The 24,483-nt window shown below is 61.7% G+C and carries 26 protein-coding genes and 1 tRNA gene; 21 read left to right on the forward strand and 6 right to left on the reverse strand.

What is annotated here, in order from left to right; all coding sequences use genetic code 11:
* Window positions 1-64: 64 nt before the first annotated feature.
* On the forward strand, window positions 65-1,123 hold the full coding sequence (gene dinB / locus PP4_RS05830) for a DNA polymerase IV (protein WP_162471781.1): 1,059 nt from the start codon (window positions 65-67) through the stop codon (window positions 1,121-1,123).
* Window positions 1,124-1,150: 27 nt separating this feature from the next.
* On the opposite strand, the gene PP4_RS05835 is transcribed toward dinB, so the two are convergent.
* The 3 genes from PP4_RS05835 to PP4_RS05845 all read right to left on the reverse strand — a co-directional run bounded on the left by PP4_RS05835 (window position 1,151) and on the right by PP4_RS05845 (window position 5,281).
* Window positions 1,151-2,104 carry a hypothetical protein gene (locus PP4_RS05835; RefSeq protein WP_016498315.1) on the reverse strand — a complete coding sequence of 318 codons (954 nt, stop codon included), beginning with the start codon at window positions 2,102-2,104 and terminating at the stop codon, window positions 1,151-1,153.
* 20 nt (window positions 2,105-2,124) lie between these two features.
* The gene (locus tag PP4_RS05840; RefSeq protein WP_016498316.1) at window positions 2,125-3,840 is read right to left on the reverse strand and encodes a proline--tRNA ligase; all 1,716 of its coding nucleotides are present in this window, start codon (window positions 3,838-3,840) and stop codon (window positions 2,125-2,127) included.
* Window positions 3,841-4,000: 160 nt separating this feature from the next.
* Complete coding sequence (locus tag PP4_RS05845; RefSeq protein ID WP_016488662.1) at window positions 4,001-5,281, reverse strand: OprD family porin; 1,281 nt, start codon at window positions 5,279-5,281, stop codon at window positions 4,001-4,003.
* Window positions 5,282-5,973: 692 nt separating this feature from the next.
* On the opposite strand from PP4_RS05845, the gene PP4_RS05850 reads away from it, so the two are divergent.
* Complete coding sequence (locus PP4_RS05850) at window positions 5,974-6,393, forward strand: HIT family protein (protein ID WP_016498317.1); 420 nt, start codon at window positions 5,974-5,976, stop codon at window positions 6,391-6,393.
* A 1-nt stretch (window position 6,394) separates the two neighbouring features.
* The gene (locus tag PP4_RS05855) at window positions 6,395-6,601 is read left to right on the forward strand and encodes a SlyX family protein (RefSeq protein ID WP_016498318.1); all 207 of its coding nucleotides are present in this window, start codon (window positions 6,395-6,397) and stop codon (window positions 6,599-6,601) included.
* A gap of 62 nt (window positions 6,602-6,663) precedes the next feature.
* Here the strand turns inward: PP4_RS05855 and PP4_RS29660 are convergent, their stop codons facing one another.
* Window positions 6,664-7,257: a cold-shock protein gene (locus tag PP4_RS29660; protein ID WP_016498319.1), complete on the reverse strand. Its 594-nt coding sequence runs from the start codon at window positions 7,255-7,257 to the stop codon at window positions 6,664-6,666.
* A 280-nt stretch (window positions 7,258-7,537) separates the two neighbouring features.
* Between PP4_RS29660 and PP4_RS05865 the strand changes: the two genes are divergently transcribed.
* From PP4_RS05865 to PP4_RS05950, 18 genes are all read left to right on the forward strand, one after another.
* Window positions 7,538-8,011, forward strand: a complete 474-nt coding sequence (locus PP4_RS05865) for a Dps family protein (protein WP_003254783.1) — start codon at window positions 7,538-7,540, stop codon at window positions 8,009-8,011.
* Window positions 8,012-8,152: 141 nt separating this feature from the next.
* Entirely contained in the window at window positions 8,153-8,482 is a 330-nt protein-coding gene (locus PP4_RS05870; protein WP_016488658.1) for a ribbon-helix-helix domain-containing protein, read from the forward strand.
* Window positions 8,483-8,574: 92 nt separating this feature from the next.
* Entirely contained in the window at window positions 8,575-8,796 is a 222-nt protein-coding gene (locus PP4_RS05875) for an FmdB family zinc ribbon protein (RefSeq protein ID WP_016498320.1), read from the forward strand.
* A gap of 93 nt (window positions 8,797-8,889) precedes the next feature.
* A complete protein-coding gene (aspS, locus tag PP4_RS05880; protein ID WP_016498321.1) occupies window positions 8,890-10,665 on the forward strand; it encodes an aspartate--tRNA ligase in 1,776 nt (591 codons plus the stop codon).
* Window positions 10,666-10,779: 114 nt separating this feature from the next.
* Window positions 10,780-11,526, forward strand: a complete 747-nt coding sequence (locus PP4_RS05885; RefSeq protein ID WP_016498322.1) for a YebC/PmpR family DNA-binding transcriptional regulator — start codon at window positions 10,780-10,782, stop codon at window positions 11,524-11,526.
* Window positions 11,527-11,714: 188 nt separating this feature from the next.
* Window positions 11,715-12,239, forward strand: a complete 525-nt coding sequence (gene ruvC / locus PP4_RS05890) for a crossover junction endodeoxyribonuclease RuvC (RefSeq protein WP_016498323.1) — start codon at window positions 11,715-11,717, stop codon at window positions 12,237-12,239.
* 109 nt (window positions 12,240-12,348) lie between these two features.
* Window positions 12,349-12,966 carry a Holliday junction branch migration protein RuvA gene (ruvA, locus tag PP4_RS05895; protein ID WP_016498324.1) on the forward strand — a complete coding sequence of 206 codons (618 nt, stop codon included), beginning with the start codon at window positions 12,349-12,351 and terminating at the stop codon, window positions 12,964-12,966.
* A complete protein-coding gene (ruvB, locus tag PP4_RS05900; protein ID WP_016488653.1) occupies window positions 12,963-14,009 on the forward strand; it encodes a Holliday junction branch migration DNA helicase RuvB in 1,047 nt (348 codons plus the stop codon). Before ruvA ends, ruvB begins: the two co-directional genes overlap by 4 nt.
* Before the next feature lie 125 nt (window positions 14,010-14,134).
* Window positions 14,135-14,587, forward strand: coding sequence for a tol-pal system-associated acyl-CoA thioesterase (gene ybgC / locus PP4_RS05905; RefSeq protein ID WP_016498325.1), 453 nt, complete (start codon window positions 14,135-14,137; stop codon window positions 14,585-14,587).
* A 2-nt stretch (window positions 14,588-14,589) separates the two neighbouring features.
* Window positions 14,590-15,285 (forward strand): protein TolQ, encoded by a 696-nt coding sequence (gene tolQ, locus PP4_RS05910; RefSeq protein ID WP_008090219.1) that lies wholly within the window; start codon window positions 14,590-14,592, stop codon window positions 15,283-15,285.
* A 14-nt stretch (window positions 15,286-15,299) separates the two neighbouring features.
* Complete coding sequence (gene tolR, locus PP4_RS05915) at window positions 15,300-15,752, forward strand: protein TolR (protein ID WP_012273765.1); 453 nt, start codon at window positions 15,300-15,302, stop codon at window positions 15,750-15,752.
* Window positions 15,752-16,870, forward strand: a complete 1,119-nt coding sequence (gene tolA, locus PP4_RS05920) for a cell envelope integrity protein TolA (RefSeq protein WP_016498326.1) — start codon at window positions 15,752-15,754, stop codon at window positions 16,868-16,870. The genes tolR and tolA overlap by 1 nt, the downstream gene beginning before the upstream one ends.
* Window positions 16,871-16,896: 26 nt before the next feature.
* Window positions 16,897-18,168 (forward strand): Tol-Pal system beta propeller repeat protein TolB, encoded by a 1,272-nt coding sequence (gene tolB / locus PP4_RS05925; protein ID WP_041167621.1) that lies wholly within the window; start codon window positions 16,897-16,899, stop codon window positions 18,166-18,168.
* A 54-nt stretch (window positions 18,169-18,222) separates the two neighbouring features.
* Window positions 18,223-18,723 carry a peptidoglycan-associated lipoprotein Pal gene (gene pal / locus PP4_RS05930; RefSeq protein ID WP_012273762.1) on the forward strand — a complete coding sequence of 167 codons (501 nt, stop codon included), beginning with the start codon at window positions 18,223-18,225 and terminating at the stop codon, window positions 18,721-18,723.
* A 6-nt stretch (window positions 18,724-18,729) separates the two neighbouring features.
* Window positions 18,730-19,536 carry a tol-pal system protein YbgF gene (gene ybgF / locus PP4_RS05935; protein ID WP_016498328.1) on the forward strand — a complete coding sequence of 269 codons (807 nt, stop codon included), beginning with the start codon at window positions 18,730-18,732 and terminating at the stop codon, window positions 19,534-19,536.
* Window positions 19,537-19,704: 168 nt separating this feature from the next.
* The gene (queE, locus tag PP4_RS05940) at window positions 19,705-20,352 is read left to right on the forward strand and encodes a 7-carboxy-7-deazaguanine synthase QueE (RefSeq protein WP_041167623.1); all 648 of its coding nucleotides are present in this window, start codon (window positions 19,705-19,707) and stop codon (window positions 20,350-20,352) included.
* A gap of 17 nt (window positions 20,353-20,369) precedes the next feature.
* Entirely contained in the window at window positions 20,370-21,044 is a 675-nt protein-coding gene (queC, locus tag PP4_RS05945; protein WP_016498330.1) for a 7-cyano-7-deazaguanine synthase QueC, read from the forward strand.
* Window positions 21,045-21,104: 60 nt separating this feature from the next.
* Window positions 21,105-21,180, forward strand: a tRNA-Lys gene (locus PP4_RS05950).
* Window positions 21,181-21,284: 104 nt separating this feature from the next.
* Here PP4_RS05950 and PP4_RS05955 read toward each other — a convergent pair.
* Together PP4_RS05955 and mcpU are read right to left on the reverse strand one after the other, a co-directional pair.
* Window positions 21,285-22,244 carry a cation diffusion facilitator family transporter gene (locus tag PP4_RS05955; protein WP_016498331.1) on the reverse strand — a complete coding sequence of 320 codons (960 nt, stop codon included), beginning with the start codon at window positions 22,242-22,244 and terminating at the stop codon, window positions 21,285-21,287.
* A 141-nt stretch (window positions 22,245-22,385) separates the two neighbouring features.
* Complete coding sequence (gene mcpU / locus PP4_RS29970; RefSeq protein WP_016498332.1) at window positions 22,386-24,452, reverse strand: methyl-accepting chemotaxis protein McpU; 2,067 nt, start codon at window positions 24,450-24,452, stop codon at window positions 22,386-22,388.
* Between the last annotated feature and the right edge of the window lie 31 nt (window positions 24,453-24,483).

Consider the following 24,483-nt stretch of genomic DNA (forward strand, 5'->3'; position numbering starts at 1 on the left):
TTTCAGGCAGGTCGCATGCGATACTATCTGTATGAATTTACAGTGCTGACGGCCATCCATGTCCTTGCGCAAGATCATCCACGTCGACTGCGATTGCTTCTACGCCGCGATCGAGATGCGTGACGACCCCCGCTTGGCCGGGCGGCCCATGGCGGTTGGGGGCTCGCCTGAGCACCGTGGGGTGATCGCTACCTGCAACTATGAAGCGCGTGCCTATGGTGTGCGCTCGGCCATGTCGTCACGGCATGCACTGAAGCTGTGCCCCGACCTGTTGATCGTCAAGCCGCGCTTCGAGGCCTACCGTGAGGCCTCGCGGGAAATCCATGCGATCTTCCGCGACTACACCGAGCTGATCGAGCCTTTATCGCTGGACGAAGCCTACCTGGATGTAAGTGACAGCCAGTGGTATTCGGGCAGTGCCACGCGCATCGCCGAGGATATCCGCCGGCGTGTCGCCCGCACACTGCATATCACCGTGTCGGCGGGCGTTGCGCCAAACAAGTTCCTGGCCAAGATTGCCAGTGACTGGCGCAAGCCCAACGGGCTGTTCGTGATTACCCCGGGCGAGGTCGAGGCCTTTGTCGCCGCCTTGCCGGTGGCCAGGCTGCATGGGGTGGGCAAGGTGACGGCAGATAAACTGACGCGGCTGGGCATCGAAACCTGCCTTGACCTGCGTGAATGGTCGCGCCTGGCACTGGTGCGTGAGTTTGGCAGCTTTGGCGAGCGTTTGTGGGGGCTGGCGCGGGGTGTAGATGAGCGTGCAGTACACAATGACAGCCGCAGGCAGTCGGTCAGTGTGGAAAACACTTACGACACCGACCTGCCGGACCTGGCCAGTTGCCTGGCGCGGTTACCCGAGCTGCTGGAGAGCCTGAACGAGCGCATCGCCCGTATGGACAGCAGTTATCGGCCGGACAAGCCGTTCGTCAAGGTCAAGTTCCATGACTTCAGCCAGACCACGATGGAGCAGGCAGGGGCCGGGCGGGACCTTGAAAGTTATCGACAGCTTCTGGGGCAGGCGTTCGCCCGGGGTGGCAAGCCGGTGCGCTTGCTGGGGGTAGGGGTGAGGTTGCGCGATTTGCGCGGAGCGCATGAGCAGTTGGAGCTGTTTACGCCTGAATGAAAAGGGGCCGCATAGCGGCCCCTTCTTTTACTGCACGCCCGGATCTGCCACCAACCGGCCAGTGGCCTTGGTCAGCGATTGCAGAAATTCCTGCTGCAGCTCCGGATCGTTGCGAGTCAGCTCGATCAGGCTTTGTTCCATTTCACTGGCTTCTTCTTCAAGGCCCAGCTCCGACAGACGCTTCACCCGATGTACCCACTGGCCGACATCATCATCTTCGAGGTCGTCGAAGATCAGCTCGTGGGCTTCGAGCAGCTTGTTGCGCAAGGTGGCGCTGACCAGCAGGCTGGCATCACCCCGCACCGCGTTGTCCTCGTCGAGTACCTGAAGGTGCAGGGTGCCGACGTGGTTGAGATTCTGCTCGGAGAACGGGCTGTCGAGCAGGTTCAGGCGCAGCACGCCGTTCCTGTCGGTGGTCAGCTCGTGGGTCATCTTGCCGGCTTTGACCTCGACGAGGCGTTCGCTCCAGGGCACGCTGGTCGATTCCTCGCGCTTGCCTTTCTGCACTTCGCTGATCCCGGCCAGGTTCTGCTGGGCACGCCCGTTGGACGGCACGTTCATGAACGGGTTGAGTCCGTCCACGCCATAGCTCAGCCAGTCATGGGTGATGCTTTCCGGCAGGTTGCCCAAAGCGAAGACGTTGACCACGTTGGCGCCGACGCCCGCTACCACGGCCACTGCACCCAGCGGGATCTCGTAGACCTCCCGCCAGGGCTGGTAAGGCGTGTAGCGGTCATAGCGACGGGTGACTTCGAACTCGGTGACTTCGAAGCGCTTTTGCTCATGCACGCGCACACGTCGTTGCGGCAGCTCCATCACCTTCGGCTCGCCGACATCGATCTGCAGGGTGTGCTCGAGCAATTTGCGCTCGACGCGCTCCTCGTGGTCACTGCGCTGGGACATCTGGTTGGCGCAGCCGCTGACGAGCAGGGCGCCGCACAGTGCGGCGCCCCCCAGGGTAAAGGTACTTCGCTTGAACATGATCACTCGTGCATTGGTTATCAGCGGCGAACGCGGGCCTGCAGGAAGCTCAGCACTTCATTGAGCGGCAACGCCTGGGCGTCCTGCTCGGTGCGGTGCTTGTACTCCAGGTTGCCTTCGGCCAGGCCGCGATCGCTGACGACGATGCGGTGTGGGATGCCGATCAGCTCCATGTCGGCAAACTTGATGCCTGGGCTGGTCTTTTTATCGCGGTCGTCCAGCAGCACTTCGAAGCCGGCGGCGGTCAGTTCGGCGTACAGCTTGTCGGTTGCCTCGCGAACCACCTCGGTTTCGTAGCGCAGCGGTACCAGAGCGATCTGGAACGGGGCCAGGGCATCGTTCCAGATGATGCCCTTGTCGTCATAGCTCTGCTCGATGGCAGCGGCGACGACGCGGGACACACCGATACCGTAGCAGCCCATCGACAGAACCACCGGCTTGCCGTTCTCTCCCAGTACCTGGCACTTCAGCGCTTCGCTGTACTTGGTGCCCAGCTGGAAGATGTGGCCCACTTCAATGCCGCGCTTGATCACCAGGGTGCCCTGGCCGTCCGGGCTTGGGTCGCCTTCGACCACGTTACGCAGGTCGGCGACCTGTGGAACCGGCAGGTCGCGCTCCCAGTTCACGCCGAAGTAGTGCTTGTCGTCGATGTTGGCGCCGATGCCGAAGTCGCTCATCAGGGCAACCGAACGGTCGATGATGCATTCCAGCGGCAGGTTCAGCGGGCCGAGCGAGCCGGCACCGGCGCCAATGGCGTCGCGCAGTTCGGCTTCGGTGGCCATGACCAGAGGGTCGGCAACCTGTTCCAGCTTGGTGGCCTTGATTTCGTTCAGCTCGTGGTCGCCGCGAACGATCAGGGCAATCAGCTTGCCTTCTTCAGCGCCGCGCACGATCAGGGTCTTGACGGTCTTCTCGATCGCCAGGCCGTGGTTTTCAACCAGTTGTGCAATGGTCTTGGCCTCTGGCGTGTCGACCAGGCGCAGCTCCTCGGTAGGGGCAGGGCGCACGGTTTCACGCGGGATGGCCTCGGCCTTCTCGATGTTGGCGGCGTAGTCGGAGCTGTCGCTGAAGATCACGTCGTCTTCGCCGGATTCTGCCAGCACGTGGAATTCGTGCGAGTAGCTGCCACCGATCGAGCCGGTGTCGGCCTGCACTGGGCGGAAGTCCAGGCCCAGGCGGGTGAATACGTTGCTGTACGCCTGGTGCATGCGGTCGTAGGTTTCCTGCAGGGAAGCCTGGTCGGCATGGAACGAGTAGGCGTCCTTCATGATGAACTCGCGGCCGCGCATCAGGCCGAAGCGCGGGCGGATCTCGTCACGGAACTTGGTCTGGATCTGGTACATGTTGAGCGGCAGCTGTTTATAGCTGGACAGCTCGTTACGGGCCAGGTCGGTGATGACTTCTTCGTGGGTCGGGCCAACGCAGAAGTCGCGCTGGTGGCGGTCCTTCAGGCGCAGCAGCTCAGGGCCGTACTGTTCCCAGCGACCGGACTCCTGCCACAGCTCGGCAGGCTGGATGCTTGGCATCAGCACTTCCAGGGCGCCGGCGGCGTTCATTTCCTCACGCACCACGGCCTCGACCTTGCGCATTACCCGCAGGCCCATCGGCAGCCAGGTGTACAGGCCGGAGGCCAGTTTGCGGATCATGCCGGCACGCAGCATGAGCTGATGGCTGATGACCACTGCGTCGGCAGGGGTTTCTTTCTGGGTGGCGAGCAAATATTGACTGGTGCGCATGGTTAGCCGTGTCGATTGCCTAAGACGTTGAAATAGCCCCGCATTGTACGGGGGCGAAACGAAGGCGTACAGGATGCCCCAGGGCGGGCCGCTTGTCAGCCAAGAAAAAGCCCGGCGAGATCGCCGGGCTTTTTCAGGTGCGGGGCACTGCAAGCCAGGCTTACAGGATGCTCAGCGGGTACTCCACGATCAGACGCAGTTCGTCGATCGAGCTCGAACCGTAGTAAACGCCGTCGCTGGAGCGGTAGGTGGCCTGACGCACGCGCAAGCTCAGGTCTTTGGCCGGGCCGCTCTGCAGTACGTACTTGACGTCTACGTCGCGTTCCCATTCCTTGCCGTTGTTGGTGCTTTCGGTAGTGGCACCCGAGCCGCGAACATAGCGGGTCATGAAGGTCAGGCCAGGTACGCCGTATTCGGCGAAGTTCAGGTCGTAGCGCGCCTGCCAGGACTTCTCGTCTTCGGCGTTGAAGTCGGAACGGGCAACGGAGTTGGCCAGGAAGATGGTGCCGCCACCGTCGACGCCGTAAGCGTAGTCGCCGTCGCCGCTGACCTTCTGGTAAGCCAGGGTGAAGGTGTGGGCGCCAATGTTGTAGGCGGCCGAGAGGCTGGCTGCAATGTTGTCCAGTTCGTTGCTGCCGTCAGCCTTGCTGACGAATGCGCCGGTCAGGTTGTCGCCGATGGACTTGGTGTCATAGATGTTGAAGTCGAACACCAGGCCTTGCTTGTCGCTGATCGGCAGCGCCCAGTTGATGTTGCCGTACCACTTGCGGAAGTGGTCTTCAATGCGCGAGTAGTAGACGCTGGTGCTGAGGTTGTCGTTGATGGCATAGGTGCCACCGAAGACGTTGGCCTCGGTCAGGCGCAGGCTGTCGTGGTAAGTCTGAGCCTGGGCGTTCAGCGCGGTGAAGTGACCGGCGTGCAGGGTGAGGCCATCGATTTCGTTGCTGGTGATCAGGCCACCTTCAGCGACCTCTGGCAGCAGTCGGCTATCGTCGGTGGCCAGTACCGGCAGGGCGGTGAACTGGTCGCCAAACTTCAGCACGGTATTGGACACGCGCAGTTTTACTGCACCGCCGCCTTCGGAGTAGTCATCTTGCGAACGGCCATCGGAGGCAGTCGGGAACAGGCCGGTGCCGGCGCGGCCTTTGCCGCTGTCCAGTTTCAGGCCCAGCATGCCGATGGCGTCAACGCCGAAGCCTACGGTGCCCTGGGTGAAGCCCGATTCGAAGGTGCCCAGGAAGCCCAGGCCGGTTTCTTCGACGCGGCTCTTGCCGCTGTCGTTGTTACGGAAGTCACGGCTGAAGTACAGCATGCGGGTTTTTACGTTCAGCTTGCTGTCTTCGAGGAAACCTTTGGACTCGTCTTGTGCCGAGGCCATTGCCAACTGCGAGGTCCCTGCCGCAACGGCCAGGGCGATCATGCTCCACTTCATCACGCGCATCGTGATTTGCTCCTTTGGTTTTTAGGAAGAGTACCGCCGCGCCCAAGTGTTTTAGTTATAGGGTGCAGCTCTTTCTTGTTATGTCGGCGAAAATGTATAGCACGCTGACTGTTGTTGGCGATATGGCTATATAGACTCTTTGCGGAACTTTTTTGCCATGTCGCTTTTAGGTATTTCCATGTCGCAAATCACGCCCCGGTTTATGGGCCGTATAACGCCAGCGCTGTTCCTGTCACCGTAACGAATCTGTAACTACGGATTCTGGTTGAGGAAACTCCCTGGTAACCAATGCCGCTGTTGTTATTTGTCGCGTACACCTGCCACTGCAGATGTCGTGCCGACTTGGCGTGAAGTGAATGCAACAAGCGTGCTCAAAATTCGCAACACTTCATGAAATTTTCACAAAATCTGCTACCGAGGGTCGGAAAGTGCCGTAAACACGGGGCGAAGGCTGCCTCGGGGCATGATGGAGTCGAGAATCATTAAAATTTAAAAAGCTGCCATGAAAGTCAATGTGTTACCGCAACTTGTTCATCCAGAGTCGTTTGTGGGGTGACAAGTGTGGTGGCGGCGCGCAGGCGGCCTCATTTTGGTGCGAAAAGTAGCGCTGTGTTACCGGGAATGTGCAAGGTATCCTTGCAGGCCTGTTTTCCGCTTGAAAGCGGGTTGTTTTTGCCTGAAGGAGATATGCCGTGTTCGTCCTGGATTCGCGTTTGCAGCAGGATTCCCTGGTGCTGGGGGAGTTTGCGTTGTGCCAGCTGTTGCTGAGCAAGGATGCCAACTACCCATGGTTCATCCTGGTGCCCAAGCGCGCCGGCATCAGCGAGCTGTTCGAGCTGGAAGCGGCAGAGCAGCAGCAGTTGTGGCAGGAAACCACCCTGCTGGCTGAAGCACTGAAGGCCAGCTACGGCGCCGACAAGATGAACGTGGCCACCCTGGGCAATGTGGTCAGCCAGTTGCACATGCACGTGATCGTGCGCCAGCGTGACGATGCCGCCTGGCCAGCACCGGTGTGGGGCAAGTGCCCGGCCGTGGCCTACCGCGACGACCAGTTGCAAGCCATTCGCCAGCGCGTGCGTGGGCTGCAGCTTGCTGGCTATCAGGAGGCCTGACATGTCGCTGGAATTGCGAATCGTCGAACTGGAAACCCGCCAGGCGTTCCAGGATGACACCCTGCAGGCGTTGAATGATGTGGTGGTCGAGCAGGCGCAGGTGATCGAGCGGCTGAAATTACAGGTGGCCGAACTGATCAAGCGCCATGAAGAGATGGTCGGCCAGTACGGCACCGAAGGTGAAGAGGCACCGCCGCCTCATTACTGATCACAAGAATCCTGGTGGGCGCGGGCATGGCCGCGCCCACCAGGAGCGCTATCGCAAGACAATCAGCGGCGGGTAACTGCCACCACATCTTCGGCCTGCAGGCCCTTGTCGCGGTGCATCACCGAAAACTCCACGCGCTGGCCTTCGACCAGGATGCGGTGGCCTTCGCCGCGTATGGCACGAAAGTGCACGAAGATGTCATCACCCGAATCGCGGGAGATGAAACCAAAGCCTTTCGAGGTGTTGAACCACTTCACCGTGCCGGTATCACGGTTGCCAGCATCCTGGGCGGCATGCTGGTTGCTGCGTGCCTTGCGCGGGCTGCGGGCAAAACCCACCGCCAGGTGCAGGGCCACGGCCAGTGCCGCACAGACCAGCGCCGCGAGGTTGCCCATTTCCGGGCGAGCCAGCAGCGTCAGGGTCTGCAGCACCACCGCCACCACCAGCAAGGCGCAGGCAAGGTGCTGCAACTGCTGACGGGCGCCGCGGTAGTACAGCGGCACGACCGGGGCCAGGACCAGGTTGAGCAGGCCGAGCAGGGCAAGGTAAACCGCGTCGGGTTGTTGCAGGAAGGGTGTTGCATCGGTTTTCAGGCTGGGTATGAGCGATAGCAGCAAGGCTGCCACGCCCGTCACCAGATGGACGATCTTGAACATGGGGTTGGCTCACAGTTGATAAGGCCGATCACAGGAAGAGCTGGCAGCACGGTGCGCATGAGGTGTAGGGCGCGAACACGTGGCAAGCCAGCCTATGCACCCGGCAATGACAGTCCGCACGGGTGGCACGGTGCCTATTTAACAGCAAAGGCGAAGGCTACTCAAACCGCAGGCCTCAGTGGGCGATGTGTTGCGCCATGTCACAGGCAGTGTGGGTCAAGTGTTGCTACAGTGGTCGGCGTCCGCTTGAGTCTCAAGCCTTATGGAAAGGGGAACTTCAATGGCAATCGATATCGGTATCAGTGAAGAAGATCGCAAGTCCATCGTCGATGGGCTGTCCCGCCTGTTGTCGGATACCTACGTGCTGTATCTGAAAACCCATAATTTCCACTGGAACGTCACCGGGCCGTCGTTCCGCACCCTGCACCTGATGTTCGAAGAGCAGTACAACGAACTGGCACTGGCAGTCGATTCGATTGCCGAGCGCATCCGTGCCCTGGGCTTCCCTGCGCCGGGGTCTTATGCATTCTATGCACGGCATTCCTCTATTAAGGAGGAGGAAGGCGTACCCCCGGCGGACGAGATGATCCGCCAGCTGGTCCAGGGCCAGGAGGCCGTGGTGCGTACTGCGCGCAGTATTTTCCCGGTAGTGGACAAGGTCAGTGACGAGCCGACTGCCGACTTGCTGACCCAGCGCATGCAGGTGCACGAGAAAACCGCGTGGATGCTGAGGGTCTTGCTCGACGGCAAGTAATCAACAAGCGGTGCATCCCCGGCAGGTGCAGCACAAGGCTGCGCCTGTCGGTAACTGTGCGGGAAGACTTTGCCGCTGCTCTAAACCTGCTGCCCAGCGCTTCATTGGTCACCTGTTACCGGTGACGAGGAAGAAGGGCGCATGATGCAAGCGAGCAAGCGTGTGGCTGGTCAGGGGAGCTGGCCAGGAAAACAGTGCATTGATCCGTTCAAGGCAGATTTCGATATGTTGCAGACGCAGCCGGTGTCACGTTCGGTGCGGCTCAACGGTTTTTCCACCTGCCTGCGTCTGGAGGCCGTCTACTGGGGCATCCTGGAACGCATCGCCGCCGCCAACCGCTGTTCGGTCAGTGCGGTGTTGTCCTACGTGGACCGCGAAGTGCACCTGCGCCAGGGTGGAGTGCGCAACTTCAGTGGGCTGATTCGGGTAATCTGCGTTGCCTGGCTGCAAGACCCCCCAAGTGTGCGCTGATCGCCTGGCGGGCTGCGCAGTGCTTGCTAACCATATATAATCCCGCTTTTTGCTGCCCTGGCAGCGAGCGTTGTGGTTGACGAGAGACACCCATGCCCCTTTATGACTATCAATGTGCATCCTGCGAGCACCGCATGGAAGCACTGCAGAAGATCAGCGCCGCGCCGCTGACCGATTGCCCGGCCTGCCAGGCGCCGGCGCTGAAGAAGCTGCTGTCGGTGCCAGGCTTCCGCCTGAGCGGTAATGGTTGGTACGAAACCGACTTCAAGACCGGGGCGAAAAAGAATCTTGCAGGCGGCGACAAGGCCGACTGAGTTGAATGCTGTGACCGGGTCTTGCAGTATTAGCCCTCCGGGCGGCCAAGGCCTCCACCGAATACACGAATCACGAGAAGCGAAACCACCATCATGATGCGCAGCCATTATTGCGGCCAACTGAACGAGAGCCTGGACGGCCAGGAAGTCACCCTTTGCGGCTGGGTCCATCGTCGCCGCGACCACGGCGGGGTGATCTTCCTCGACATCCGTGACCGCGAAGGCATGGCCCAGGTCGTGTTCGACCCGGATCGCGCCGAAACCTTCGCCGCCGCCGACCGCGTGCGCAGCGAATACGTCGTGCAAGTCACCGGCAAGGTGCGCAAGCGCCCTGACGGCGCGGTGAATGCCAACATGGCCTCCGGTGCCATCGAGATCCTTGGCTACCAGCTGACCGTGCTCAACGAAGCAGAAACCCCGCCGTTCCCGCTGAACGAATACTCCGACGTCGGCGAGGAAACCCGCCTGCGTTACCGCTTCATCGACCTGCGTCGCCCGGAAATGGCCGAGAAGCTGCGTCTGCGTTCGCGCATCACCACCAGCATCCGTCGCTTCCTCGATGAAAACGGCTTCCTCGACGTCGAAACGCCGATCCTGACCCGTGCCACCCCGGAAGGCGCGCGTGACTACCTGGTGCCAAGCCGTACCCACGCCGGTAGCTTCTTCGCCCTGCCGCAGTCGCCCCAGCTGTTCAAGCAGCTGCTGATGGTCGCCGGCTTCGACCGCTACTACCAGATCGCCAAGTGCTTCCGTGACGAAGACCTGCGTGCTGACCGCCAACCGGAATTCACCCAGATCGACATCGAGACCAGCTTCCTCGATGAAAGCGAGATCATGGGCCTGACCGAGAGCATGATCCGCAAGCTGTTCAAGGAAGTGCTGGACCTGGAATTCGGCGAATTCCCGCACATGACCTTCGAAGAAGCCATGCGCCGTTACGGCTCCGACAAGCCAGACCTGCGTAACCCGCTGGAGCTGGTCGACGTTGCCGACCAGCTGAAGGATGTCGACTTCAAGGTATTCGCAGGTCCGGCCAACGATCCGAAGTGCCGCGTTACCGCCCTGCGCGTGCCTGGCGCCGCCAGCATGCCGCGCAGCAAGATCGACGAGTACACCAAGTTCGTTGGCATCTACGGTGCCAAGGGCCTGGCGTACATCAAGGTCAACGAGCGCGCCAAGGGCGTCGAAGGCCTGCAGTCGCCGATCGTCAAGAACATCCCTGAAGCCAACCTCAACGTGATCCTCGATCGCGTTGGCGCGGTCGATGGCGACATCGTTTTCTTCGGTGCCGACAAGTTCAAGATCGTCAGCGAGGCCCTGGGCGCACTGCGCATCAAGGTCGGAAACGACTTCAACCTGCACACCTGCGAGTGGGCACCGATGTGGGTCGTCGACTTCCCGATGTTCGAAGAGAACGAAGACGGCAGCTTCACCGCGCTGCACCACCCGTTCACCGCGCCGAAGTGCTCGCCGGAAGAGCTTGAGGCCAACCCGGCCACAGCCCTGTCCCGTGCCTACGACATGGTCCTGAACGGTACTGAACTGGGTGGCGGTTCGATCCGTATCCACCGCAAAGAGATGCAACAGGCTGTGTTCCGCCTGCTGGGCATCGAAGCGGCGGAACAGGAAGAGAAGTTCGGCTTCCTGCTCGACGCCCTGAAGTTCGGTGCGCCGCCGCACGGTGGCCTGGCCTTTGGTCTGGACCGCTTGGTCATGCTGATGACCGGCGCCCAGTCGATCCGTGAAGTGATCGCCTTCCCGAAAACCCAGAGCGCCGCGTGCGTCATGACTCAGGCCCCTGGCCTGGTCGACGCCAAGGCCCTGCGCGAGCTGCACATCCGACTGCGCGAACAGACCAAGGTCGAGTAAGCGGTCCCCGGGCGCATCCACATGGATGCGCCTTTGCGTTTCGGCGCAGGTATTTTCCCGTCCCGCCCCGTACAGGGGCGGGGCTGTTTGTGATTCAAAGTATTCGGAGTCGTTATGGCTGGTCATTCCAAGTGGGCGAACATCAAGCACCGCAAAGAGCGCCAGGATGCCAAGAGAGGCAAGGTCTTCACCAAGTGGATCCGCGAGCTGACGGTCGCTGCCAAGCAGGGCGGCCCTGACCCGGCATCCAACCCGCGCCTGCGTCTGGCGCTGGACAAGGCCTTGGGCGCCAACATGAGCCGCGACATCATCGATCGCGCCGTGGCCCGTGGTGCCGGCACCAACGAAAGCGACAACGTCGAAGAGCTCAGCTACGAAGGTTACGGTCCGGGTGGCGTGGCGATCATGGTCGAGGCCATGACCGACAACCGCAACCGCACCGCCGCCGCCGTGCGGCATGCCTTCACCAAGTGTGGCGGCAACCTGGGTACCGACGGCTCGGTGGCCTACCTGTTCGAGCGCAAGGGGCAGATCAGTTTTGCCCCGGGCGTGGATGAAGACGCGCTGATGGAAGCGGCGATGGAAGCCGATGCTGATGACGTGGTGGCCAACGATGACGGCTCGTTCGACGTGTTTACCTCGTTCAACAGCTTCTATGCCGTGCGTAACGCCCTGGAAGAGGCTGGTTTCAAGGCCGATGACGCAGAAATCGTCATGCAGCCGACCACCAGTGCCGAGCTCGACCAGGACGGTGCTGAAAAGGTGCTCAAGCTGATCGACATGCTCGAAGACCTGGATGACGTGCAGAACGTCTACTCCAATGCCCAGATTTCCGACGAGATCATGGAAAATATCGGCTAAGGTCTCCTGACCCTTCGCGTCAAGGCTGCTATTGGGGCCGCTGCGCAGCCCATCGCCGGCAAGCCAGCTCCCACAGGTACAGTGCACTTCTTCAGGCCTGCACTGTACTCGTGGGAGCTGGCTTGCCGGCGATAGGTCGCGCAGCGGCCCTAATGGTCTTGAACCGTGAGCTTTGAACGACAGGCACTATGACTCTGATTCTTGGTATCGACCCCGGTTCGCGCATCACCGGCTACGGCGTAGTACGCCAGACCGCCCGTGGTTGCGAGTACGTGGCGTCGGGCTGTATCCGCACCGGCAGCGGCGAGTTGCACGAGCGGCTGCAGATCGTTTTTCGTGGTGTCAGTGAAATCATCGCCCAGCACGAACCGGTGACCATGGGCATCGAGCGGGTGTTCATGGCGCGCAACGCCGACTCGGCGCTGAAGCTCGGCCAGGCCCGCGGCGCGGCTATCGTCGCTGCCGCCGAAGCCGGCCTGGAAATCGCTGAATACAGCGCCACACAGGTCAAGCAAGCGGTGGCCGGCACCGGTGGGGCCAACAAGGAGCAGGTGATGATGATGGTCATGCACCTGCTGAAACTGACGCAAAAGCCGCAGATCGACGCCTCCGACGCTTTGGCTATCGCGTTGTGCCACGCCCACACCCGTTCCAGCCTGGTGCCCCATGGCCTGGCGACGGCGCGGCGGCGCGGCGGGCGCTTGCGTCTGTAGGCGCTTCATGCGCTGATACACATTTTGTTCGGGTGGTGCGTTCACCCGTTGCATTTGCTGATAGGGTTGAGCGGTCTTTGACCGGCTCCCCGAGAGGAAGGATCGGAACGTGATTGGACGTTTGCGCGGCACCCTGGCGGAGAAACAGCCGCCGCACCTGATTATCGACGTCAACGGCGTGGGTTACGAACTGGAAGTTCCCATGACCACGCTGTACCGTCTGCCCAAGGTGGGCGAACCCGTCACCGTGCACACCCATCTGGTCGTGCGCGAAGACGCCCACTTGCTCTATGGTTTTGCCGAAAAGCGCGAGCGCGAGCTGTTCCGCGAGCTCATCCGGCTTAACGGCGTGGGCCCGAAGCTGGCACTGGCGCTCATGTCCGGCCTGGAAGTCGACGAGCTGGTGCGCTGCGTGCAAGCCCAGGACACCTCGGCCCTGGTACGCGTGCCCGGTGTCGGCAAGAAAACCGCCGAACGCCTGCTGGTCGAGCTCAAGGACCGCTTCAAGGCCTGGGAAACCTCCCCGGCCATGTTCACCCTGGTGTCCGATGGCCCGCTGCCGGCCGCCAGCGAGTCGAGCGCCGAGGCTGATGCCGTCAGCGCCCTGGTCTCGCTGGGCTACAAGCCGCAGGAAGCCAGCAAGGCGATCGCCGCGATCAAAGACAAGGCCGGCCTGAGCAGTGAAGAGCTGATCCGCCGCAGCCTTAAAGGGATGATTACCAAGTGATCGAAGCCGACCGCCTGATTGCCGCCAGTGGCCGCGACCGCGAAGAGGTCCAGGACCGTGCGATTCGCCCGCTGAGCCTGGACGACTACATCGGCCAGCCGGTGGTGCGCGAGCAGATGGCGCTGTTCATCCAGGCCGCCCGTGGCCGCAGCGAGTCGCTCGACCACACGCTGATCTTCGGCCCGCCGGGGCTGGGCAAGACTACCCTGGCCAACATCATTGCCCATGAAATGGGTGTGTCGGTGAAGAGCACCTCGGGGCCGATCCTGGAGCGCCCGGGCGACCTGGCGGCCATGCTGACCAACCTCGAACCGCACGACGTGCTGTTCATCGACGAGATCCACCGGCTGTCGCCGGTCGTCGAAGAGGTGCTGTACCCGGCCATGGAGGACTTCCAGCTCGACATCATGATCGGCGAAGGGCCGGCGGCCCGTTCGATCAAGCTCGACCTGCCACCGTTTACCCTGGTGGGGGCTACCACCCGTGCAGGCATGCTCACCAACCCGTTGCGTGACCGCTTCGGTATTGTCCAGCGCCTGGAGTTCTACAGCGACAAGGACCTGGCCACCATCGTCAGCCGTTCGGCCAACATCCTTGGCCTGGTCATCGAAGACCAGGGCGCCTACGAGATTGCCCGGCGTGCCCGTGGCACGCCACGTATCGCCAACCGCCTGCTGCGCCGCGTGCGCGACTACGCCGAGGTGCGCGGCAAGGGCCAGATCACCAAAGCCGTGGCCGACATGGCGCTGAACCTGCTGGATGTCGACGAACGTGGCTTCGACCATTCCGACCGCCGCCTGCTGTTGACCATGATCGAGAAGTTCGATGGCGGCCCGGTAGGGGTGGACAACCTGGCTGCGGCCATCAGCGAAGAGCGTCATACCATCGAAGATGTGCTGGAGCCGTACCTGATCCAGCAGGGCTACATCATGCGCACGCCGCGCGGTCGCGTGGTCACCCGGCATGCCTACCTGCACTTTGGCCTGAATATTCCCGGGCGTTTGGGGGAGGGCGGTGATTTTTCCGAGCCAGGCGATGAATGACAGATCAAAAGCGACTTTTCGTGGTCCTACCGCTGGCATGCCAAGGGTGCGCTGGCAATAAGACATTAATGAAGAAAAAACAGTTGCCACAGCGGATTGGCAAGCTGAGGAGTAAGCACTAGAGTATGCGCGCGCAAAATCAGCTCGAACCGTTCGCACACCGTTGTCGCGTCTATTACGAAGATACCGATGCGGGCGGCGTGGTGTACTACGTCAACTACCTGAAATTCATGGAGCGCGCGCGCACCGAACGCCTGCGGCATCTGGGTTTTTCCCAGTCGCAGCTGGCCGAAGACAACCTGCTGTTCGTGGTCCATTCCAGCGAAGCGCGCTACCACGCGCCGGCGCGGCTGGACGACGCGTTGCGGGTGACCGCGCAAGTACTTGAACTCAATCGCGCCAGCCTGCGCTTTGTACAGCAGGTCTGGCGGGAAAAGGATGAAACGCTGCTCTGCGAAGGGCAGTTCCTGGTGGCCGCCGTGCGCGCCGACACTTTCAAACCCCGAGCCATACCCCCCCAGCTGCGCGACGCCTTGGCGGCGGACGGCTCGGGTAACCAATCGAATGCAGGAGAATAAGCGTGGAAGCTAACGTCGTCGACCATACCTCCATGTGGAGTCTGGTCAGCAATGCCAGCGTAGTGGTACAGCTGGTAATGCTGATCCTGGTGGCCGCCTCGGTCACCTCATGGATCATGATTTTCCAGCGCAGCACCATGCTGCGCGCCGGTCGTCGTGCGCTGGATGCCTTCGAGGAACGCTTCTGGTCGGGCATTGACCTGTCCAAGCTGTACCGTCAGGCAGGCAGCAACCCAGACCCGGATTCCGGCGTCGAGCAGGTGTTCCGTGCCGGCTTCAAAGAGTTCTCGCGCCTGCGTCAGCAGCCGGGCGTTGACCCGGACGCCGTCATGGAAGGCGTTGGCCGTGCCATGCGCGTAGCCATTTCGCGCGAGGAAGAAAAACTCGAGCAGAGCCTGCCGTTCCTGGCCACCGTCGGTTCCACCAGCCCGTACATCGGCCTGTTCGGTACCGTATGGGGGATCATGAACTCCTTCCGCGGCCTGGCCAGCGCCCAGCAGGCCACCCTGGCAACCGTTGCCCCGGGTATCGCTGAAGCGCTGATCGCCACCGCCATCGGCCTGTTCGCAGCAATCCCGGCGGTAATCGCCTACAACCGTTTTGCCGCGCGCAGCGAAGTGCTGATCGGTCGTTACTACACCTTCGCCGACGAGTTCCAGGCGATCCTGCACCGCAAAGTGCACACCAGCGAAGAGTAATCAGGTAGAAGCCCATGGCCCGAGTTCGCCACAAACGCAAGCCCGTCGCCGAGATGAACGTGGTGCCCTACATCGACGTGATGCTGGTGCTGCTGGTCATCTTCATGGTGACGGCGCCCATGCTCAACCAGGGCGTGAAAGTCGACCTGCCCAAGGTTTCCAGTGAAGCCTTGCCGCAGGACAACAACGTCCAGATCCTCACCATCTCCATCAAGGCCGACAAGACCTACTACTGGAACCTTGGCAGCGAAGTCGATACCGACAAGCAGATGGACAAGGCCATGACCTTGCCCGACATGACCAATGCAGTGACCAAGATCATTGCTGCCGGCCGTGACCAGGGCAAGCAGACCCAGGTGTTCATTCGTGGCGACAAGGCTGTCGACTATGGCGCGGTCATGGGTGCCATGGGCGGGTTGCAGAAGGCCGGTGTCGGTAACGTTGGCCTGATTACCGAGGCGCCCTGATGCAACAGCGAGAGCCATCCGCCTCGGAAAGCTACTTCTGGCCCAGTGTCTGGGCCATTGGCCTGCATGTGCTGGTGTTTGCCATGCTGTTCGTCAGTTTCGCCATGACGCCTGAGCTGCCGCCTTCCAAGCCGATCGTTCAGGCTACCCTGTACCAGCTCAAGTCCAAGAGCCAGGCGACCACCCAGACCAATCAGAAGATTGCCGGGGAAGCGAAGAAAACCGCTTCGCGCCAGACCGAAGTCGAGCAGCTGGAGCAGAAGAAGGTCGAGCAGGAGGCCGTGAAGGCCGCGGAACAAAAGAAGGCCGACGCCGCTCAAAAGGCCGAGGAGGCTCGCGAAGCCGCCGAGGCGAAAAAAGCCGAGGACGCTGCCAAGGCTGCCGAAGCCGCCAAGGCTAGCGAGGCCAAGAAAGCCGCAGAAGCCAAGAAGGCCGATGAGGCGAAGAAGGCCGCCGAGAAGCAGCAGGCCGACATCGCCAAGAAGAAGGCCGAGGAAGAAGCCAAGAAAAAAGCCGAAGAAGAGGCCAAGAAAGAGGCCGCTGAAGAGGCGAAGAAACAAGCCGCCGAGGACGCCAAGAAAAAGGCAGCCGAAGAGGCCAAGAAGAAAGCAGCCGAGGACGCCAAGAAGAAAGCGGCGGCCGAGGACGCGAAGAAGAAGGCAGCTGAAGAGGCCAAGAAAAAGGCCGCTGCAGACGCCCAGAAGAAAAAGGCACAGGAAGCGGCCCGCAAGGCGGCAGAAGACAAGAAAGCCCAGGCCCTGGCCGAGCTGTTGTCCGACACCACCGAGCGGCAGCAGGCGCTGGCCGACGAGCAGGGTGACCAGGTGGCCGGCGACTTCGACGACCTGATCCGTATGCGCGCGGCCGAGGGCTGGGCGCGTCCGCCTTCCGCGCGCAAGGGCATGACGGTGGTCCTGCAGATCAACATGTTGCCGGACGGTACCATCACCAGTGTCAGCGTGGCCCGTTCCAGTGGTGACGGCCCGTATGACAGTTCGGCGGTGGCTGCGGTGAAGAACATTGGTCGTTTGACCGAGATGCAGGGTATGAAGCCGAGCGATTTCAACCAATATCGTTCGTTCAAGATGACATTTACACCTGAGGATCTAGCGTTGTGATTAAACGTCTGAGAGGACTGCTGGTCATGCTGTGCTGCGTGGCAGGCATGGCCGTGGCAGAGGAAAAGAACATCCTGGTCACCAGCGGCAGCGACCGGGCAACGCCCATCGCGGTAGTGCCGTTCGGTCTGCAAGGTGGTAGCGTGCTGCCCGAGGACATTGCCGACATCATCGGCAACGACCTGCGCAACTCCGGCTACTACTCGCCGATTCCACGGCAGAACATGATCAGCCAGCCATCGCAGGCCAGCGAAGTCATCTTCCGTGACTGGAAAGCGCTGGGTGCCCAGTACGTGATGGTCGGCAGCATCGTGCCTTCGGGCGGTCGCCTGCAGGTGCAGTACGCCCTGTTCAACGTCGCCACCGAGCAGCAAGTGCTGACCGGCAGCGTCGCGGGCAGCACCGACCAGCTGCGTGACATGGCGCACTACATTGCCGACCAGTCGTTCGAGAAGCTCACCGGCATCAAGGGTGCGTTCTCTACCCGCATGCTGTACGTGACGGCCGAGCGTTTCTCCACCAACAATACCCGCTACACCCTGCAGCGTTCGGACTACGACGGTGCGCGTGCGGTCACCCTGCTGCAATCGCGTGAGCCGATCCTGTCGCCACGCTTTGCGCCAGATGGCAAGCGTATCGCCTATGTGTCGTTCGAACAGAGACGCCCGCGCATCTTCATTCAGAACATCGATACCGGCCGCCGCGAGCAGGTGACCAACTTCGAAGGCCTGAACGGCGCGCCAGCCTGGTCGCCGGACGGTTCGCGCCTGGCGTTCGTGCTGTCGAAAGACGGCAACCCGGACATTTATGTGATGAACGTGGCATCGCGTCAGATCAACCGGGTTACCGCAGGCCCAGGTATCAACACCGAGCCGTTCTGGGGTAAAGATGGCAATACCCTTTACTTCACCTCCGACCGTGGCGGCAAACCGCAGATCTACAAACAGTCGGTCAGCGGTGGTGGTGCCGAGCGCGTAACCTTCGTGGGCAACTACAACGCCAACCCGAAACTGTCCGCTGACGAAAAGACCCTGGTGATGATCCATCGCCAACAGGGCTTTACCAACTTCAAAGTGGCGGCGCAGGACTTGCAGCGCGGAAGTGTAAAGATTCTCTCGGAAACAAGTCTTGATGAGTCTCCCACTGTTGCGCCAAACGGCACCATGCTAATCTACGCCACCCGCCAGCAGGGCCGGGGAGTCTTGATGCTCGTGTCGCTTAATGGCCGCGTGAGGCTCCCACTTCCTACCGCTCAAGGCGAAGTCAGAGAACCGTCCTGGTCCCCTTACCTGAACTGATTGCGGCGTAATACGTTTTGCTTAACACACTGGGGTTTCATTAGGAGTTTCACGATGGAAATGCTGAAGTTTGGTAAATTCGCTGCGCTGGCTCTGGCCATGGCCGTAGCTGTAGGTTGCTCCTCGAAGGGCGGTGACAACGCAGGCGAAGGCGCTGCTGTAGATCCGAACGCTGGCTACGGTGCCAACACTGGCGCTGTTGACGGTTCCCTGAGCGAAGAAGCCGCCCTGCGCGCAATCACCACCTTCTACTTCGAATACGACAGCTCGGACCTGAAGCCAGAAGCCATGCGCGCTCTGGACGTTCACGCCAAGGACCTGAAGTCCAACGGCAACCGCGTTGTCCTGGAAGGCAACACCGACGAGCGCGGCACCCGCGAGTACAACATGGCTCTGGGTGAGCGTCGTGCCAAGGCCGTTCAGCGTTACCTGGTTCTGCAGGGCGTTTCCCCTGCTCAGCTGGAACTGGTCTCCTACGGTGAAGAGCGTCCTGTTGCCACTGGCAACGACGAGCAATCCTGGGCTCAGAACCGTCGCGTAGAACTGCGTAAGTAAGTTCTTATGCGTATGTGCCGCCGTGTAGTAACCGTCCTCGCACTCAGCCTGCCGCTCGCGGCCTGGGCTGAGGTCCCTGTAGTAGATGACAACGCAGGCAGCTATCCGCCTGTGGGTTATGGCACGAGCGGCGCCTATGCCGGGTCAGGGGCTTCGGCCCCTGCCTCTGCACAAGGCCAGCTGTTCATGCAGCTGCAACAGATGCAGGACCAGCTTTCCCGCCAGCAAGGCATCATCGAAGAGCTGCAGAACGATGTGTCGCGCATGAAGCAGGAAAACCTGGAGCGATACCAGGACCTGGACCGTCGCATCAACAGTGGCGCTGCACCTGCCGCGACCCCTGACAATTCCTCCGGTGGTGGTGCTTCAAATGCCGCCCCCGATGCAGCAGCTGGTGCTGCTGCGCAACAACCGGCCGCCAGTAGCGAGCCCGGCGATCCAGCGAAAGAGAAGCTCTACTACGATGCTGCTTTCGACCTGATCAAACAGAAAGACTTTGACAAGGCCAGCCAGGCGTTCAATGCCTTCCTGCGCAAGTACCCCAACAGCCAGTACGCCGGCAACGCGCAGTACTGGCTGGGTGAAGTGAACCTGGCCAAAGGCGATCTGCCAGGTGCCAGTCAGGCCTTCGCCCAGGTCAGCCAGAAGTATCCCAAGCACAGCAAAGTGCCGGATTCGCTCTACAAACTGGCCGACGTCGAGCGCCGCATGGGCCATACCGACAAGGTCAAGGGCATCTTGCAGCAGGTCATCACCCAGTACCCCGGCACCTCCGCCGCGCAGCTGGCCCAGCGTGACTTGCAGAAGCTCTGAGCCCTGTAGCTGTACCGCTCGAAAGAAACCCGCGCCAGTCGCGGGTTTTTTCGTTAGAATCACTGCCCTTTTTTCGTAAACACGCTGCTGCGGATAACGCCATGTCGAGTCCGCGACAGTGCCTGACGGAGGCGGACAGCCTGTTTAGCTGTCACGCCCGTGGCGAGCATGCAAGACACATTACGCATCACAGAAGTCTTTTACTCTTTGCAGGGTGAAACGCGAACGGCTGGCTTGCCCACCGTATTCGTGCGCCTTACCGGCTGCCCCCTGCGCTGCCAGTACTGCGACAGTGCCTATGCCTTCACTGGCGGCACTATTCGTACCCTGGATTCGATCCTTGAGCAGGTTGCCGGCTTCAAGCCCCGCTACGTCTGTGTCACCGGTGGCGAGCCACTGGCTCAGCCCAACGCCTTGCCGTTGCTGCAGCGCCTGTGTGATGCCGGTTACGAGGTGTCGCTGGAAACCAGTGGTGCGCTGGATATCGCGGGCACCGACACCCGCGTCAGCCGCGTTGTCGACCTGAAGACCCCGGGTTCCGAAGAATCGCACCGTAACCGCTACGAGAACATCGAGCAGCTGACCCGCAACGACCAGGTCAAGTTTGTCATCTGTTCCCGTGAGGACTATGACTGGGCGGTTTCCAAGCTGATCCAGTACAACCTGGCTGAGCGTGCCGGTGAGGTGTTGTTCTCGCCGAGCCACCACCAGGTGAGTGCCAGCGACCTGGCCGACTGGATCGTTGCCGACAACCTGCCTGTACGTTTCCAGCTGCAGTTGCACAAGCTGCTGTGGAACGACGAACCCGGACGTTGATTGAGAGTAAAAAGCACATGACTGAGAAACGCGCGGTAATCCTGTTGTCTGGCGGCCTCGACTCGGCCACCGTCGTAGCCATGGCCAAGGCCGAAGGCTACAGCTGCTACACCATGAGCTTCGACTATGGCCAGCGCCACCGGGCCGAGCTGAATGCGGCTGCCCGTGTCGCCCAGGACCTGGGCGTGGTCGAGCACAAGGTCATCGGCCTGAACCTGGACGGTATCGGTGGTTCGGCGTTGACCGACAGCAGCATCGACGTGCCGGAAGCCCCGAGCGAAGGCATCCCGGTCACCTACGTGCCGGCGCGTAATACCGTGTTCCTGTCGCTGGCCCTGGGCTGGGCAGAAGTGCTGGAGGCGCGTGACATCTTCATCGGCGTCAATGCCGTGGATTACTCCGGTTACCCCGATTGCCGCCCCGAGTTCGTCGAAGCCTTCGAGCGCATGGCCAACCTGGCAACCAAGGCCGGTGTAGAAGGGCAGGGATTCCGTATTCAGGCGCCGCTGCAGAACCTGAGCAAGGCTCAGATCGTGCAGGCCGGCATGGCCCGTGGCGTGGATTACAGCCTGACCGTTTCCTGCTATCAGGCCGACGATGACGGCCGCGCCTGTGGCAAATGCGACAGCTGCCGCCTGCGCGCCGACGGCTTCAAGGCGGCCGGTGTAGCAGACCCGACGCGGTATTTTTGAAAATTCTTTGATGGAGTGTTGATTTCTCGTTAGAAATCAGTATTATACGCGCCATCAATCGGGTCGTTAGCTCAGTTGGTAGAGCAGTTGGCTTTTAACCAATTGGTCGTAGGTTCGAATCCTACACGACCCACCATACGCAGTACGAAAAAGCCCGCTACCAGAAATGGTCGCGGGCTTTTTCGTTTTCGGCATCCTGGGGCCGCTTTGCGGCCCTATCGCGACACAGCGCCCCCCTGCTTACTCAGCCCACTCCGGGTCGCCGGTGAACACCACCGTCAGCCAGCGGTCCGGCCCTTCGCCGCCTACGGCATCACCAATCTCGTTACGCCACGTATCCCATTCATCGATGGTCTTCGCGGCCATTGTCTTTGGCACGATGAAATACAACTCGATCTCCCGTGAGCGCCCGACCTTGGCGACATAGGCGCGGTACGACTGCAGCCCGTGGCGGGCGACGAAGGCCTTGGCCACTTCATCGACGTGCAGCTTGAGGTCGCCGGGGGTAACCAGAAAGATTTCAGATAGCGCCTGACGGACCACTGACAGCGGCAGCGGAATGATCACCAGGCACACCAGCGCCAGTACCGCCGGGTCGATGTACGGCGACACCCACTCCAGCGACGTGCCTTGCACCGCGTAACCAAAGCAGAAGGCGATCAACAGCGCGGCAGTGATGCTGGCCGACATCACCCAGCCCTTGACGTCCATGCGCACGAAGTCTGACTTCAGCTTGCGATTGGCGCGGGCTTCGACGACGGCGATGGTGACGCAGGTGATCACGGTCAGTACCGCATAGACCATGGCAATGCCGAACTCCAGGTGGCGGCCGCCTTCGAGCAGGCTGCTGACGGCGTTGATCAGCGCGTAGATGGCCACACCGCTTAGCAGGATGCCGTTGAGTGCCAGCACCATCGGTTCCAGGTGCCAGAAGCCCATGGTGAAGCGCTCGCGCAGCTTGCGCGACATTTGCACGCTGGTGGTGTGTGAGGTGATCAGCTTGACCACTACAAGCGACAGGCCGCTCATGCTGGCGTCGACCAACGAATACACGCCGTCGAAGACGATGGAGAACGACCCGGAAGCCAGGCCGAAGGCGATACCGATGGTGGCGATGAACAGGGTGACGGCAATCGAGGTACGTAACAGGCCCTGTTCGCTGGTGATGTCGAAGAAGGTGGATCGGGTTGGATTAGGCATAAGTTGTGCTCAAAATAACAATGGTGCGGTGCCTGTCAGGGCCTCATCGCGGGCACGCCCGCTCCCACAGGAACTGCACGGCCCCTTAGGGTTACGCCGAGCGTGTGGGAGCGGGCGTGCCCGCGAAGAGGCCCTGACAGGCTAAACGCGAAACTGCTCCATCAGCGCCTGCTGCTGGTTGGCCAGCCGGTTCAGGGCTTGGCTGATGCGTGCTGATTCATCGGCCTGCCCGGCCAGCGATTCTGTCACATCTCGAATGCCGGCCACGTTACGGTTCACTTCCTCGGCCACCGCGCTCTGCTCTTCCGCCGCCGAGGCAATCTGCAAGTTCATGTCGCTGATCACCGCCACGGCCTCGCCAATACGCTGCAGTGCCGGTAATGCCTGCTCCATGCGTGCGGCGCTGTCCTGGGCCTGGCGTTGGCCTGCATGCATGGCCCCCACCACATCCTGGGTACCTTGTTGCAGGCCTTCGATGACCTGGCGAATTTCCTCCACCGACACCTGCGTGCGCTGGGCCAGGCCGCGCACCTCATCGGCGACCACGGCAAAACCACGCCCGGCTTCGCCAGCGCGCGCAGCTTCGATGGCAGCATTGAGTGCCAGCAGGTTGGTCTGCTCGGCGATGGTGCGAATCACCTCCAGCACCGAGCCGATCTGGCCGCTGCGGCCTTCGAGTGCTCGCGCCTCGTCCATGGCCGTGTTCATGCCGGCAGCCAGGCGATCGATGCCCTCGCGGGTGCTGTCGATCAGTTGCAGGCCTTCGCGGCTGGCCTGGTCGGCGGCACGTGCGGCCTGGGCTGCTTGCGATGCGTTGTGGGCGACATCCAGGGCAGTGGCGCTCATCTCGTTGGCTGCCGTGGCTACTTGTTCGATTTCACGGTGCTGTTGCTGCATGCCATTGCTGGTCTGGCTGGCGATGGCGGCCGACTGGTCGGCGGTGCCACGGGCCTCCTGCAGCGAGCCTTTGACTTGGGCAATAACCGGCTGCAGCTTGTCGAGGAAGCGGTTGAACCAGTGGGTGAGCTGGCCCAGTTCGTCCTGGCGGGCGTAGTCCAGGCGGCGCGTGAGGTCGCCTTCACCGCTGGCAATGTCTTGCAGGCGTGCGGCCACGGCCAGGATTGGCCGGGTAACGCCGCGTGCGGTCAGCCACACCAGCAGCAAACCTGCGATGGCGGCGCCGAGGCCGATCAGCAGGCTGGTGAGGTTGGCATTCTGGTTGTGCGCATCCAGGCGCTGGTTTAGGGCCACGGCGGGTGCCTGCAGCACGCTTTCTGGCAGCTCCAGCAACACCTGCCAAGGCGCGGCGTCAGGGATGGGGGCGAAGGGGTGGGCTACGCGCAGCAGGCCGTCGGCCACCGTATTGTCCATGGGTTTGCCGAGCGCGCTGGCATCGCGGCTGTTGCCTGCCAGCAGGCCGGCTGCGCTGGCGATGCTGACATGGCCCTGGCCATCAAACAGCTCGCGGCGGCCGTCCAGGCTCAGTTGCTGCAGGTTGGCCAGGCCGATGTCCAGGCCGACCACGCCGACCACCTTGCCATGCTCCAGCAGCGGCAGGGCAATGCTGGTCATCAGCACTTGGCGGCCATTGACCTCGTCGAGGTAGGGTTCCAGCATGCAGGTACTGGCGGTGTCTTGCGGGCAGGTAAGCCAGCGGTTCTTCGCCGCGCCGTTGCTGCCGACGCTGGCATCGCCGAGCATCGCTTCTGGCATGGCCTCACGCTCCAGGGTGCCGGGGCGCGGCTGCGACCAGTACAACGAGAAACGCCCGCTTTCATTGCTGCCCAAGGCGTCCTGGCCGAGGTACTGGCTGTCCTGCTGGTCCAGCGCGTCGGGCTGGAACACCAGGTACAGGCCGATCACATCCGGGTTGCCGGCCAGGCTGGCACGGGCCTGGCGTGTCAGCTCGGCGCGAAGGTCACTGCCGCCTCGGGCCTTGAGCACCTGCACCATGCGGGCAAAGCCATTGCCGTACTGGTAGGCGTCCATGAAGTAGCGCTGCACCCGCAGGGCCTGGGTTTCGGCATGGGCCTGCAGGCGCTGGCGCGCGCTGCTGTCGAGCATGGCGGTGTTGGCCTGGTTGACCAGCGCAGCGCTACGCCGCGCCTGGGTCAGTGACGTGGCTACCAGCAGGGCGACGATGGCCAGCAGGCACAGGCCGGCGAGCAGGGTGATCTTCCACTGGATGGAGAGGCGACGCAGCGGCATGAGGGCTTTCCTTTTCGATCAAGTACAACGC

The sequence above is a fragment of the Pseudomonas putida NBRC 14164 genome, from assembly GCF_000412675.1.
Taxonomy (GTDB): domain Bacteria; phylum Pseudomonadota; class Gammaproteobacteria; order Pseudomonadales; family Pseudomonadaceae; genus Aquipseudomonas; species Aquipseudomonas putida.